This is a genomic window from Pseudomonas sp. B21128 (assembly GCF_044218865.1).
Taxonomy (GTDB): Bacteria; Pseudomonadota; Gammaproteobacteria; order Pseudomonadales; family Pseudomonadaceae; genus Aquipseudomonas; species Aquipseudomonas iridis.
Genome location: NZ_CP162590.1, coordinates 3,326,348 through 3,339,086, shown reverse-complemented (window position 1 = coordinate 3,339,086; position 12,739 = coordinate 3,326,348). Strand labels below are relative to the sequence as shown.

Below are 12,739 nucleotides of genomic sequence, written 5' to 3'. Positions count from 1 at the left end.
TTTAGAAATGTAGCGTCTGAGCTGACGCCTTCGCGAGCAAGCTCGCTCCCACAGGATAGGTGGGTGCATGGATATGCTGTGGTCATCACATAACCCTGTGGGGGTATGGAAATGCTGTGGCCACCACATAACCCTGTGGGGGTATGGAAATGCTGTGGCCACCACGCAACCCTGTGGGAGCGAGCTTGCTCGCGAAGAGGCCAGCCCGGCAAACATCACTTCAGGGAATCAGTGCCGTTCGAGCGCATTCACCAGATCGTGAAACGCTTCACGGTTGGAATCATTCAGGCCCATGAGGATCTTGTGCGCTTCCAGCACCTTGATCCGCACCACTTCTTCCGACTGATCCTGATCCGGCAGGTCATCGAGGCACTCCGGGCACGGCACGGGGTGGTTGACGATGTTGAACACCTGCTCGAAGCCCATCGATTGCAGCAGACGGGTGATGTCATCGTGGGTGGTGACCACGGTCGGCAGCAAACCAACCTTCTGCCGCGACAGGATCGACAGCTTGGCCAACAGGCCCAATGTGGTGCTGTCGATGCTGCGGGTTTCGGTCAAATCGATCACGATCGCGTTGAAGTTCAGCGCGGTGAAGATTTTCTCAATAGTCGCATCCAACGCCGAACACAGGGTCAGGCGAACTTCACCAACGAACTTCAGGACGAAGGTGCCATCCTGCTCGGCGAACTGGATTCTACCGGTACTCATTAAAGATTCCTGCTCAACACCAACAGGGCGATATCATCCGGCATCTCCCCCAGCGTGGCCAATCCAAAAACTTGCCGCAGACCATCCAGGCTGCCGCCCGCCGACTTCACCCGTTGGGGCAAAGCGGCTTCTTTTTCCTTGAGCGTAGGTTCTGGCAATAGATCCAGAATGCCGTCAGACATCAGCGTCAGGCTGAACGTCGGCGGCAGCTCAAGCACGTGATCTTCGTAGGTGGCTTCATTGAAGAGGCCCACCGGCAGACCGCGCCCTTCGAGATATCGAACACTGTCAGGCGTGTACAACACAGGCAACGGCAGATGGCCGCCGATGCTATAGGTCAACAAACCGGTCTCCTCGTCGATGACTCCACCGACCATTGTGACGTGTTTACCCAGCTTACAGCTGATCAGCCCCCGGTTGATATGACCAAGGACTTGCGAAGGCTTGAATTCTGGCAAAGTGCCGTTGCGCCTGGATTCGAAGAGCAATCGCGTGGTCATGAACTTCAGCAGCACGGTGACGAAGGCTGAGGAGGCGCCATGACCCGATACATCCGCCAGATAAAACGCCACCCGGCGCTCGTCGACACGGAAATAGTCGACAAAATCACCCGACAGGTACAACGACGGGATGATCTGGTGAGCAAACTGGAACTCGTCGATGCTCCACGGACTTTCCGGCAGCATGTTCATCTGCACCTGGCGACCGGCGTTCTGGTCTTCCTGAAGCAGGTTCAGGCTGGCTTCGAGCTCGCGGTTGGCCTTTTCGAGCTTCTCGCGGTAGCGCTGGTTTTCCAGCAGCAGGCGCGCACGATCCAGGGCCCGGCGCACAGAGTGCTCGAGCACAGCCAGATCTTCGAGAGGCTTGATCAGGTAATCCGCCGCGCCCAGGCGCAGCGCTTCGACCGCGTCGTTCATCACACCCGCACCCGACACCACGATCACCGGCGTTTGCGGTGACAGCTCGGTGACCTGACGGATGAGTTCGAGACCGCCCATCTGCGGCATGCGCAGATCGCAGATGACCAAGTCGGGCTTGTCTTGCTCGAATACCTGAAGACCCTGTTGGCCGTTGCTGGCCTGCAGGACGCTGAAACCACTGTCTTCCAAATAGGCCGCGAGGCTCGCGCGCACTACTTCGTCATCATCGATTATCAGCAGCGTGGCACTGGTTTTTGGCATGTGGGCAAACGGCGCCAGAATTAGGTTGGCGTAGTTGGCGGGGCAACGGCCCTGCGCAGACTACTGGATTCGCTTTCTAGCCTCTCTGCTGCACCGCTTTCGCGCGTTAGCTGCGTACACGGTTGCACCAGAGGTGCCCTTCTAAGGCGCAGACGGTACTCCCATCCGCGGGGCGTTTCAAGCATGCGCCGATGGTCGCTCGACGACTTTGGTTGTCAAAGCACCGAGAGTTATAAGAACGGCTGAAACCGTAACTCGATGGAAGGTCCACGACGATCGTCGACAACGATGTGGCGCGAACAAAAAAGGCGACCCGCAGGTCGCCTTCTTCACACGATCGATCGAGATTTAAAAATCGTCTTCGACCTGACCGTCCTTCACCTTGAACTCGCGGTTTTGCAAGTAGGCGTTACGAATGAAGGTGTACTTGTCGCCGCTGATCAGCTTTTCGCTGGACAGCAGGCTGGCGCGGGTGTCGACGATGTTCAGGCCGAATATCGAGTTACGCACGGGCACATCGTTGATGTAGCGGTACATGCCGGTGAAGCCGTCGACATACTTGGACGGTGCGTCACGCAGGGTGCTCGGTCCCATCAGCGGCAGCATCACGTACGGGCCGCTGCCCACACCCCAATAACCCAGGGTCTGACCGAAGTCTTCGTCGCTGCGGGTCAGGCCCATGTGGGTGCCGACGTCGAAGAAGCCGAGCAGGCCGAACGTGGTGTTGAAGATCAGGCGCGCGGTGTCGACACCCGCCGCAGCGGGTTTGGCCTGCAGAATGTTGTTCGCCAGGTTGGTGACATCACCGACGTTGCGGAACATGTTGTGGATACCGTCTTCGACAAATTGCGGCGTCACGAACTCATAGCCCTGCGCCAAAGGCTTCAGCGCGTAGGTGTCGACGAAGTCGTTGAACTGGAAGATCGGACGGTTGACGCTTTCCCAAGGGTCTTCTTCCGTTGCCGCTTGAGTGGCGAACGGCGCCAGCACCAGGCCGGCATATACACAAAGCTGAGCGAGCGAAGGGCTCAAGCGCATAGAAAAACTCCTTGGATTGGTACTGGCACAGGCATCTCGACCTGGGCGGTAAGGCCGCTAGTATAAGCGCAAAAGGGCTTTTGAGCAGTGCGGGAATGCAGTGACTGGCAGGACCTTCTCGAGCCCTCCATTCACACGGTCGTCATGCAACTGTCATCGACAGGTTCTAGTCTCGTGAATATTTCAGGGACGTTGCCATGTCACACGCCGAAACCTTGCCCGTCGCCGCGCCCGGCCTGAACGCCATACTGTTCGGACTCAGTGGTTGCCTGGTGGATTTCGGTGCCCGCGCCCGACAACAGAGCGCCGCCCTGCCCGAACATGCCGAGACCACACCGGGCACGCTCGAAAGTCTGCAGAGCCTGCAGCGCCAGCAAATTCCTTGCGCATGGCTCGACGACCTGCCCCCTGCCCTTGCGCAACCGCTATCGGCTGCCTTACCGGAGTGGATCAAGCCTGCGCAACATTCGGCAACAATCAATCCCTGGCCCGCTCCCAACGCCTGCTGGCAAGCGCTGATGGACTTGAACGTTGGCAGCCTGGACGGTTGCGTACTGGTCAGCGGCGAGCCTCGACTGCTGCAATCGGGCCTCAATGCCGGCTTATGGACAATCGGCCTGGCATCCTGCGGTTCACTGTGCGGCCTGGCGCCGGGCGAGTGGCAAGCCTTGAGCCAAAAGGAACGGGAGCAGTTGCGCGGCAAAGCGACGATGCAGCTGTTCGGCCTCGGCGTGCATTCGGTGATCGATCATCTGGGCGAGCTGGAAACCTGCCTGGCGGACATCAGCCTGCGCCGCCTTAAAGGCGAAAAGCCCTGATCGGGATCATGCAGGGTAATCGAGAGTGGATTAATCTTAAGGTCAGCCATAGACCTTTGGCGCGTGGCTGCGGTCAATGCCAGTGCCTCTCGATAAAAAGGAAACCACCATGCCCGCTCAAGAACTTCAAAAACAGCTCGATACCCTGCGCGAGCAGCTGGATCAGAATCCGCCGCTGTCGGAAGCCGAACGGGAAGATCTGCGTGCTCTGATGGTGCAGGTTGAATCTCAAATCCAACTGGAGGCTGCAACCCAGGACGCCAGCATCGTCGATGGGGTGAATCTGGCAGTCGAACGTTTCGAAGTCGATCACCCGACCATCGCCGGTACCCTGCGCAACATCGTCAATACGTTGGGCAGCATGGGGATCTGATCCCCGCCAGACAAAAAAAGCCCTGCCAGCGATGGCAGGGCTTTTTCATTTCCGCGATTGGCGACGCGGTCACATGTGGGAGCGAGCTTGCTCGCGGATGCGGTCGATCATTCAACGATGATGGCGACTGACACGACGTCTTCGCGAGCAAGCTCGCTCCTACCGTGGTTATTCCACACCCTGGATCCTTATTGACGAACCAGACGATGGTTCGGCAACTGCACACTCTCAGTGCTGCGATACGGGTTGATATCCAGCCCACCGCGACGCACATACCGCGCAAACACGGTCAACTTCTCCGGTTTCAGCAACCGTTGCAGGTCGAGGAAAATCCGCTCGACGCACTGCTCATGGAAGTCCGAGTGCTGACGGAAGCTGACGATGTATTCCAGCAGACTGGCGTGATCCAGCGCCGCGCCGCGATACTCCACCACGACACTGCCCCAGTCCGGCTGACTGGTCACCGGGCAATTGGACTTGAGCAGGTGGCTGTGCACGCTCTCCTCGACGACGCGCGAATCATCGCAACGCAGCAGCTCTGGACGCGGGTGCTCATAGTTACTGACGCTGATTTCCAGGTCATCAATGCACACACCCGGCAACGCCACGACACCTTCGGCTTCAACCTCTTTGAGGCTGCGAACCCGCACGCCGACCGGTTTGCCGGCCGCTGCCGACAGATCCTTGACCAACGTCGCTTCCAGCGTAGCGCTATCGGCAAACGGTGTCTGGTTCAGCGAGTTCAGATACAGCTTGAAGGACTTGGATTCGATGATATTCGGCGAGTCCGCCGGAATGCTGAATTCACCGATGGCCACCACCGGTTTGCCGGAGGGCAACAGCCACGACAGTTCAAAGCAGTTCCAGAAATCCACGCCTTTATACGGCAGGGTTTCGGCGGTCAGGCCCAGCTCCGCCCATTTCGCGGTGCGCGGAATCGGGAACAGCAAGGACGGTGTGTAGGTGGCGATGTATTCGCTGGATTTGCCCAGCGGCGAGTGTTCGGCTGCGGGATGCATGGCGGAAACCTGACTGAAGAATCAGCGGATTCTACCAGTCTTTGTCCGCTCCTTTGAGTGCTTACTGACTGACAGTCAGTTTGCCGACCATACCAGCCTGATAATGCCCGGGGATGTTGCAGGCAAACTCCAGACCGGTAGCCTTGCTGAAGGTCCAGGTCAACTCAGCGGTTTTACCTGGCTCGACCATCACACTGTTCGGATCGTCATGCTTCATGCCATGGCCCATCGCCGCGTGATCCATGCCCGCCATGTCGTGGGACATTTCTTTCATGCCAGTAGGCGTGAGCATGCCGCTCTGCTGCATCTGCAACATTTCCTTCTGATGACTGGCATGCATCGCCGCGTTACCGAGGTTGAATTCATGCAGCAACTGGCCTCTATTCACCAGCACAAAGCGAACGGTCTCACCGGCCTCGACCTTGATAGCCTTCGGCTCGAACGACATATCGCCCATCACCACTTCAATACTTCGGGTGGCTTTGCTGGCCGCGGCCGGTTGACCGAATTCGTAGGTGTGCCCTGCCCCGGCCGACACTGACGCGCTCAATGCCAACAAACACGCGGTCAACACCAGGGATTTGCGCGAAAACATGGTCGTACTCCAACAAGATAAGGTTCAGCCTGTGGGAAACTCTAGCCGGCCTGCGCTGGCATCTACCTGACAGGCAGATTACAACTTTGTCAGGTTGGCGGATGCCGCCTGCTCTCGCGGTATAAAGCATCCGCTCCTACACATTGAATCAGCCCGAGTCGCCCATGAAACTGTTGATCGTTGAAGACCAAGCGAAAACCGGCCAATACCTGCGTCAGGGCCTGACCGAGGCCGGCTTCAACACTGAACTGGTGGCCGACGGCGACAGCGGCCAGCAACTGGCCTTGAGCGGTGATTACGCATTGCTGATCCTCGACGTGATGCTGCCCGGGCGCAATGGCTGGCAGATTCTGCAAACAGTGCGCAGCGCCGGCCTGGATACGCCGGTGCTTTTTCTGACAGCAAAAGACGCGGTGGAGGACAGGGTTCACGGCCTGGAGCTCGGCGCCGACGATTACCTGGTCAAACCGTTCGCCTTCTCCGAACTGCTGGCCAGGGTACGTAGCCTGTTGCGTCGAGGCAGTGCCACACCCCAGGAAACCAGCCTGCAATTGGCCGATCTGCGTCTGGACCTGATCCGCCGTCGAGTCGAACGCCAGGGCCAGCGCATCGACCTGACCGCCAAGGAATTCGCCCTGTTGGAAATGCTTCTGCGCCGCCAGGGGGAAGTCCTGCCCAAATCGCTGATCGCCTCGCAGGTCTGGGACATGAATTTCGACAGCGACACCAACGTCATCGAAGTGGCGATCCGGCGCCTGCGCCTGAAGGTCGACGACGAATTCCCCAACAAGCTGATCCACACCGTGCGCGGCATGGGTTATGTGCTTGAAGAGCGCCCAGCCTGATGCGCCGGTTGTCGTTGAGTTCACGCCTGGCCTTGTTGTTTGCGGCCTGCACCGCTGTGGTTTCACTGTTCGCCGGGGTGCTGTTCAACCGCGCCAGTGAGGCGCATTTCATTGAGCTCGACCAGCAATTGCTCGACGGCAAACTGATCGGCCTGCGCCGCGCCTTGCAGGATGTTAAGGGCAGTGAGGCTGAGACACGGCTGGCGGACGAGCTGAGCCGACAAGCCGATCTGTCGTTGCGCATCACTGGCGGTGACGGGCAGCGCTGGTATGACAGCTCGATCAAGGTGCCAGACGTCTTGCCGCAACAATCCGGCCTGTCGACCGTGAGCAATAACGACACCGAGTACCGCGTGCTGAACGCCCCGCTCTACCCGGACAAACCCGACTCGCCAACATTGACGCTGTTGCTGGACATCACCCATCACCAGCACTTTCTGCAACGCATGCAACATCTGATCTGGCTGACCGTCGGGCTTTCGGCGCTGGCTACCGCGTTACTCGGTGCCTGGGCAGCGCGCAGCGGCTTGCGTCCATTGCGGCGCATGAGTGCGGTGGCGCGTGGGATTTCGGCGCAATCGCTCAATGCCCGACTGTCGGAAGCGCAAATGCCTCTAGAGCTCGCGGAAATGGCCCACAGCTTCAACGCCATGCTCGCACGCCTCGACGACTCGTTTCAGCGGCTCTCGGCGTTTTCGGCCGACATCGCCCATGAACTGCGCACGCCACTGTCGAACCTGCTGACCCACACCCAGGTCACCCTCACCCGCCCGCGACCGATCGAGGATTACCGCGAAGCGCTGCACAGCAACCTCGAAGAACTGCAATGGATGGCGCAACTGGTCAATGACATGTTGTATCTGGCCAAGGCCGATCACGGTTTGCTGATGCCCAAGCGTGAACCACTAACGTTGGCGGATGAGGCGGATGCGCTGTTGGAGTTTTTTGCGCCGTTGGCCGAGGACGCCGCAGTGACGTTGAGCCGTGAAGGCACTGCGCAAATCGAAGGTGACCGCAGTATGTTGCGCCGAGCGCTGTCGAATCTGCTGGATAACGCGCTGCGTTTTACACCCGCCTCGGGGGAGGTTCGCTTGGCGATCCAGGACCTGCCGAATGCTGTGCGTGTATCGGTCGAGAACACCGGCGGTGAGATTTCAGCGCAGCTGTTGCCGCGATTGTTTGACCGTTTCTATCGGGCCGATCCGGCGCGGCAGGAAGGTAGCAGCGAACATGCGGGCTTGGGATTGGCGATTACTCAATCGATCGTTCGGGCCCATGGTGGGCAGATTCATTGCGAATCGGATCGGCGCTGGACGCGGTTTGTGATTGAGTTGCCCAAGGGGAATTGAGGCCAACATTTCTGGCCCCTTCGCGAGCAAGCTCGCTCCCACATTGGATCTGTGTCGTTCACAAATCCCCTGTGGGAGCGAGCTTGCTCGCGAAGGCGATATCGAAGGTTACGAATATCTCAGCGCATGCGCCGGCTCGATCTTCGCCGCCCGCCACGCCGGATACAGCGTCGCGAGGAAGCTCAAGACAAACCCGGCGGAGCAGATCAGCAACACATCACCACCCTGCAATTCAGACGGCAGATTGCTGACGAAATACACATCGGAGCTGAAGATATGCTGCCCGCTCACGCGCTCGAACCAGCCGACCAGTTCACTGACATTCAGCGCCGCGATCACGCCCAGCACACCACCAATCAGCGTGCCGACAATGCCGATCACCGTGCCCTGCACCATGAAGATCGCCATGATCTGCCGGGGCGTGGCGCCGATGGTGCGCAGGATCGCAATGTCCGCGCCCTTGTCGTTCACCACCATGATCAATGTGGCGATGATGTTGAACGCCGCCACCGCGACGATCATCAGCAGCAACAGGCCGATCATGGTTTTCTCCATCTTCATCGCACTGAACAGACTGCCCTGAGTGTGGGTCCAGTCGTCCGCCTTGAACTCGGCGCCAAGACCGGCGGCGATGTCTGCAGACACTTTCGGCGCGGCGTACAAGTCTTTGACTGCCAGACGCACGCTCTGCACCTGATTCGGCTCCCAGCGCTGCATGGTCGCGGCATCAGCTACGTGAATCAGGCCCATCGAACCGTCCAGCTCGGCCCCCACCTTGAACACGCCGACCACGTTGAGCCGCTGCATTCGCGGGGTAATCCCGCCCGGCGCGGTACTGACTTCCGGGACGATCAGGGTAATCTTGTCGCCGACATTCAGGCGGAAACGGCGAGCGGTAATTTCACCAATGACCACACCGAACTCACCTGGTTTCAGCGCGTCGAGACGGCCCTGCACAATGTGCTGGGCGACGATCGACACCTTGCCTTCCTGCGCCGGATCGACGCCGCTGATCTGGATCGGCTGCATCAAACCCTTGTAGGAGAGCATGCCTTCCATTTCGGTGAACGGCACGGCGGCAGTCACTTCGGGATTTTTCATGGCCGCGGCGGCTACCGGCTGCCAATCGTCAATCGGTTTGACGCCAACGATGGTGGCGTGCGGCACCATGCCGAGGATGCGCGAGCTCATTTCGCGCTGGAAGCCGTTCATCACCGACAACACCACGATCATCGCCAGCACGCCGAGGGCGAGGCCGATCATCGAGGTCATCGAAATGAACGAAACAAAGCGATTGCGGCGCTTGGCGCGGGTATAGCGCGTGCCGATAAAGATCGATAACGGTCTGAACATTCGCTGGGGCACCGTATAAAAATAAAAGACCCGACGCCTTTTCAGACGCCGGGTTTCAACGCATCAGATGGGCGTCAGGCAACCGTTTTGCAGGTGCAGGACGCGATCCATCTGGCGAGCCAGGTTCATGTCGTGGGTCACCACCAGGAACGCCGTGCGCATCGAGGTGCTGAGCTCCAGCATCAAGTCCTGAATGCCCTGGGCGGTGTGGGAGTCGAGGTTGCCGGTCGGCTCGTCGAGCATGACCAGCCCCGGCTTGTTCACCAGTGCGCGGGCAATCGCCACACGCTGGCGTTCACCGCCGGACAGCTCGGAGGGTTTGTGCTCCAGGCGATGGCCCAGCCCCACGCGCTCCAGCAGCGCCGTGGCGCGCTGACGCGCTTCCGGGATCGACGTCTTGCCGATCAGCAGCGGCATGCAGACGTTTTCCAGCGCGGTGAATTCCGGCAGCAAGTGGTGGAACTGATAGACGAAGCCCAGCGAGCGGTTACGCAGCAGACCGCGCTTCTTCTCGCTCAGCGCCGACAATTCTTCGCCATCGAGCCAGACACTGCCCTGGGTCGGCGTGTCGAGGCCGCCCAACAGGTTGAGCAAAGTACTTTTGCCCGAGCCCGAGGTGCCGACAATTGCCACACGTTCGCCCGGGTTCAACTCCAGTTGCAGACCGGCCAGCACTTCTACCGACTCCGGGCCTTCCTCGTAGGACTTGCCCAGGTTGCGGCAGCTCAAGATTGCTTTTTCACTCATGCCCGACTCACTCATAACGTAACGCCTCCGCCGGCTGGGTGCGCGCGGCACGCCAGGCGGGATACAGGGTGGCGAGGAAACTCAAAACCAACGCAGCGGCACAGACCATGACCACATCCTGGCTCTGCACCTGCGACGGAAGATAATCAATGAAATACACGTCAGCATTAAGGAACTTGTGCCCGAGCAGCCCTTCGAGGGCCGAGATCGCTGCGCTGACGTTGAGCGCGGCGAGAATACCGAGCACCGCGCCAATGGCGGTACCGACCACACCGATGACCGTGCCTTGCACCATGAACGTGCGCATGATCGTCCCCGGCGTAGCGCCGAGGGTGCGCAGAATGGCGATGTCGCCCTTCTTGTCGTTCACCACCATCACCAGCGTGGAAATGATGTTGAACGCCGCCACCGCAACGATCAGCAGCAACAGCAGACCGATCATGGCCTTTTCCATGCGGATCGCCTGATACAGATTTCCGTGGGTTCGGGTCCAGTCACGGGCGTAGAAACGGTCATCGCCAAGTTGCTGGGCGATGTTCCATGCCGCACGCGGTGCCTGAAACAGGTCGTCGAACTTCAGACGCAGGCCCTGCACCTGATCAGGCTTCCAGCGATGCATTTTCGCCAGATCCTGCAGGTTGGTGACGCCCAGGTAACCGTCGAGCTCGCCGGCGCCGACATGGAAAATGCCGACCACGGTGAAGCGCTTCATGCGCGGGAACATCCCGGCCGGGGTAACGCTGACCTCCGGGGCGACGAAGGTGACCTTGTCCCCCAGACCCACGCCGAGCTTGGTCGCGGCCTTGTCGCCGATGACGATGCCGAAGCTGCCGGGCGTCAGGTCGTCGAGTTTGCCCTGCTTCATGAAGTTGTCGATGATCGACACATTGCGTTCGAGCGCAGGGTCGATGGCGTTGAGCAACACCTTGGAGACCTGACCGTTATTGGTCAGCAGGCCCTGCATCTGGGTGAACGGCGCGACGGCCGCCACCTGCGGGTTCTGTTTGACCTGGGTGGCCAGGCTTTGCCAATCGTTGATCGGATCAGTGGATTCAATGGTCGCGTGGGGCACCATGCCCAGCACGCGGGTGCGCATCTCATGATCGAAGCCATTCATCACCGAGAGCACAACGATCATCACGACCACGCCAAGGGCGAGCCCGATCATCGAAGTCAGGGAAATGAATGACACAAAATGATTGCGACGCTTTGCACGGGTATAACGCGTGCCGATAAATACGAAGAGAGGTCTGAACATGTCGGGGCTTGTTCGGAGGGAAAAGGAACGTCCTTGTGGCGGGGGTCGATAACCAGCTTTACACTCAGACCACCGCCGCTACCATGGGTTCGCCATGTCGACATTAGATGAAGAAGATCGCCGCGAATACTACCGTATCGAGGACACGATCGCACTGGAAATTCGGCCCCTGTCCGCTCCCGAAGCCGCAGGCCAGGAAGTGTTGCAGGATGCTTCCCCTCTATTCAACCTGCTCAGCGAACTGCACCTGAGCGAATTCGAGTCGCAGCACCTGTTGCGCCAGATCAGCGAGCGCGATCGGGCCATCGCCGCGTTCCTGAAATCCCAGAACAAACGCATCGACCTGCTTAGCCAGGTGGTCGCCCTCACCGTGCTCGGCCACATCGGCGAGCCGCAACCGGTGGTCATCTCCGAGGGCGGGATCGACTTCCAGCACCCGACGCCCATCGCAGCCGGTGCACACCTGTCGATCAAACTGGTGCTGATGCCCCAGGCGCTCGGCCTGTTGCTGCGCGCCCGTGTCACCCATTGCGAGCGCAAGGGTGAGGGTTACGACGTCGGGACCGAGTTCGAACACCTGACCGATGCCCAGCGCCAGCTACTCGCTCGCTATATCTTGCAGAAGCAGGCTCAGGAACGGCGTCTGGCCCGCGAACAGAACGAATCAGGCATTTAAATTAAGGAAGAACCGTGACCCTCATCTACGGCCACCGCGGCGCCAAGGGCGAAGCACCGGAAAACACCCTGACCGGTTTTCAGGAATGTCTCAAGCACGGCGTGCGCCGCTGCGAACTGGATCTGCACCTGTCAAAGGACGGCGAGCTGATGGTCATCCACGACCCGACGCTCAAGCGCACCACCGACCGTCGCGGCAAGGTCGTCGAGCAGACGGCCGCCGACCTGGTGACATTTGATGCGCGTAAGGGCGGCCCGGGCTGGATCAAGCCGTGCCCGATTCCGACGCTGGAAGAGTTGTTCGAGAAGTGCGATTTCGAGCACTGGCAGCTTGAAGTCAAAAGTGCATCTCGCACCCGCGCTGCCACCACCGTGTTGGCGATTCGGGAAATGGCGCAACGCCACGGCTTGCTCGACAAGGTGACCATCACCTCGAGCTCGCGGGAAGTGCTGAAGGCGGCGCTGGATCTGGTGCCGGATGTGTCGCGCGGCCTGGTCGCCGAGTACGCCTGGCTCGACCCGTTGAAGGTCGCGCAAAGCTACGGCTGCGAGATTCTGGCGTTGAACTGGACGCTGTGTACGCCTGAACGCCTGCAAAAAGCGCAGCGTCAGGGCCTGCATGTGTCGGTGTGGACCGTCAACGAGCCTGCGCTGATGCGCAGACTCGCCGACTTCGGCGTTGACAGCCTGATTACAGACTTTCCCGGTTTGGCCACTGCCACCCTCGAGAATTGCTGAAATCGGTCTCCCCGGCCGGCTCAGGCCACCGGCCGGAGC

At 59.7% G+C, this 12,739-nt stretch carries 14 protein-coding genes; 6 read left to right on the top strand and 8 right to left on the bottom strand.

Annotated features, from left to right (window positions below; genetic code table 11):
* Positions 1–228: 228 nt before the first annotated feature.
* From rssC to AB4P91_RS14870, 3 genes are all read right to left on the bottom strand, one after another.
* Entirely contained in the window at positions 229–711 is a 483-nt protein-coding gene (rssC, locus tag AB4P91_RS14880; RefSeq protein WP_042560140.1) for an anti-sigma factor antagonist RssC, read from the bottom strand.
* Positions 711–1,892, bottom strand: a complete 1,182-nt coding sequence (rssB, locus tag AB4P91_RS14875) for a two-component system response regulator RssB (protein WP_150592514.1) — start codon at positions 1,890–1,892, stop codon at positions 711–713. Before rssB ends, rssC begins: the two co-directional genes overlap by 1 nt.
* Before the next feature lie 348 nt (positions 1,893–2,240).
* Positions 2,241–2,930, bottom strand: coding sequence for a VacJ family lipoprotein (locus AB4P91_RS14870; RefSeq protein WP_042560143.1), 690 nt, complete (start codon positions 2,928–2,930; stop codon positions 2,241–2,243).
* Between the two features lie 197 nt (positions 2,931–3,127).
* On the opposite strand from AB4P91_RS14870, the gene AB4P91_RS14865 reads away from it, so the two are divergent.
* Both AB4P91_RS14865 and AB4P91_RS14860 read left to right on the top strand, forming a co-directional pair.
* Entirely contained in the window at positions 3,128–3,748 is a 621-nt protein-coding gene (locus tag AB4P91_RS14865; RefSeq protein WP_395603078.1) for an HAD family phosphatase, read from the top strand.
* A gap of 109 nt (positions 3,749–3,857) precedes the next feature.
* On the top strand, positions 3,858–4,121 hold the full coding sequence (locus AB4P91_RS14860; RefSeq protein WP_150592516.1) for a DUF4404 family protein: 264 nt from the start codon (positions 3,858–3,860) through the stop codon (positions 4,119–4,121).
* Positions 4,122–4,309: 188 nt separating this feature from the next.
* Here AB4P91_RS14860 and queF read toward each other — a convergent pair whose 3' ends face one another.
* Together queF and AB4P91_RS14850 are read right to left on the bottom strand one after the other, a co-directional pair.
* The gene (gene queF / locus AB4P91_RS14855; RefSeq protein WP_339477327.1) at positions 4,310–5,140 is read right to left on the bottom strand and encodes an NADPH-dependent 7-cyano-7-deazaguanine reductase QueF; all 831 of its coding nucleotides are present in this window, start codon (positions 5,138–5,140) and stop codon (positions 4,310–4,312) included.
* A gap of 61 nt (positions 5,141–5,201) precedes the next feature.
* The gene (locus tag AB4P91_RS14850) at positions 5,202–5,735 is read right to left on the bottom strand and encodes a plastocyanin/azurin family copper-binding protein (protein WP_150688843.1); all 534 of its coding nucleotides are present in this window, start codon (positions 5,733–5,735) and stop codon (positions 5,202–5,204) included.
* A 164-nt stretch (positions 5,736–5,899) separates the two neighbouring features.
* Here AB4P91_RS14850 and AB4P91_RS14845 point away from each other — a divergent pair, with 164 nt between their 5' ends.
* Positions 5,900–6,580, top strand: a complete 681-nt coding sequence (locus tag AB4P91_RS14845; RefSeq protein ID WP_042560148.1) for a heavy metal response regulator transcription factor — start codon at positions 5,900–5,902, stop codon at positions 6,578–6,580.
* Positions 6,580–7,929, top strand: coding sequence for a heavy metal sensor histidine kinase (locus AB4P91_RS14840; protein WP_395603077.1), 1,350 nt, complete (start codon positions 6,580–6,582; stop codon positions 7,927–7,929). The genes AB4P91_RS14845 and AB4P91_RS14840 overlap by 1 nt, the downstream gene beginning before the upstream one ends.
* 108 nt (positions 7,930–8,037) lie before the next feature.
* Here AB4P91_RS14840 and AB4P91_RS14835 read toward each other — a convergent pair whose 3' ends face one another.
* The 3 genes from AB4P91_RS14835 to AB4P91_RS14825 all read right to left on the bottom strand — a co-directional run bounded on the left by AB4P91_RS14835 (position 8,038) and on the right by AB4P91_RS14825 (position 11,287).
* Entirely contained in the window at positions 8,038–9,282 is a 1,245-nt protein-coding gene (locus AB4P91_RS14835; RefSeq protein WP_150592522.1) for a lipoprotein-releasing ABC transporter permease subunit, read from the bottom strand.
* 63 nt (positions 9,283–9,345) lie between these two features.
* Entirely contained in the window at positions 9,346–10,029 is a 684-nt protein-coding gene (gene lolD / locus AB4P91_RS14830; RefSeq protein WP_164488114.1) for a lipoprotein-releasing ABC transporter ATP-binding protein LolD, read from the bottom strand.
* A 7-nt stretch (positions 10,030–10,036) separates the two neighbouring features.
* Entirely contained in the window at positions 10,037–11,287 is a 1,251-nt protein-coding gene (locus AB4P91_RS14825; protein ID WP_395603076.1) for a lipoprotein-releasing ABC transporter permease subunit, read from the bottom strand.
* 94 nt (positions 11,288–11,381) lie between these two features.
* Here AB4P91_RS14825 and AB4P91_RS14820 point away from each other — a divergent pair, with 94 nt between their 5' ends.
* Both AB4P91_RS14820 and AB4P91_RS14815 read left to right on the top strand, forming a co-directional pair.
* Positions 11,382–11,963 (top strand): PilZ domain-containing protein, encoded by a 582-nt coding sequence (locus AB4P91_RS14820; protein ID WP_150592524.1) that lies wholly within the window; start codon positions 11,382–11,384, stop codon positions 11,961–11,963.
* 14 nt (positions 11,964–11,977) lie between these two features.
* Positions 11,978–12,700: a glycerophosphodiester phosphodiesterase gene (locus AB4P91_RS14815; protein WP_150592525.1), complete on the top strand. Its 723-nt coding sequence runs from the start codon at positions 11,978–11,980 to the stop codon at positions 12,698–12,700.
* Positions 12,701–12,739 lie beyond the last annotated feature (39 nt).

Coding starts and splice junctions, on each gene's coding strand:
- rssC (WP_042560140.1), bottom strand. CDS start 711: ATGAGTACCGGTAGAATCCAGTTCGCCGAGCAGGATGGCACCTTCGTC.
- rssB (WP_150592514.1), bottom strand. CDS start 1,892: ATGCCAAAAACCAGTGCCACGCTGCTGATAATCGATGATGACGAAGTA.
- AB4P91_RS14870 (WP_042560143.1), bottom strand. CDS start 2,930: ATGCGCTTGAGCCCTTCGCTCGCTCAGCTTTGTGTATATGCCGGCCTG.
- AB4P91_RS14865 (WP_395603078.1), top strand. CDS start 3,128: ATGTCACACGCCGAAACCTTGCCCGTCGCCGCGCCCGGCCTGAACGCC.
- AB4P91_RS14860 (WP_150592516.1), top strand. CDS start 3,858: ATGCCCGCTCAAGAACTTCAAAAACAGCTCGATACCCTGCGCGAGCAG.
- queF (WP_339477327.1), bottom strand. CDS start 5,140: ATGCATCCCGCAGCCGAACACTCGCCGCTGGGCAAATCCAGCGAATAC.
- AB4P91_RS14850 (WP_150688843.1), bottom strand. CDS start 5,735: ATGTTTTCGCGCAAATCCCTGGTGTTGACCGCGTGTTTGTTGGCATTG.
- AB4P91_RS14845 (WP_042560148.1), top strand. CDS start 5,900: ATGAAACTGTTGATCGTTGAAGACCAAGCGAAAACCGGCCAATACCTG.
- AB4P91_RS14840 (WP_395603077.1), top strand. CDS start 6,580: ATGCGCCGGTTGTCGTTGAGTTCACGCCTGGCCTTGTTGTTTGCGGCC.
- AB4P91_RS14835 (WP_150592522.1), bottom strand. CDS start 9,282: ATGTTCAGACCGTTATCGATCTTTATCGGCACGCGCTATACCCGCGCC.
- lolD (WP_164488114.1), bottom strand. CDS start 10,029: ATGAGTGAAAAAGCAATCTTGAGCTGCCGCAACCTGGGCAAGTCCTAC.
- AB4P91_RS14825 (WP_395603076.1), bottom strand. CDS start 11,287: ATGTTCAGACCTCTCTTCGTATTTATCGGCACGCGTTATACCCGTGCA.
- AB4P91_RS14820 (WP_150592524.1), top strand. CDS start 11,382: ATGTCGACATTAGATGAAGAAGATCGCCGCGAATACTACCGTATCGAG.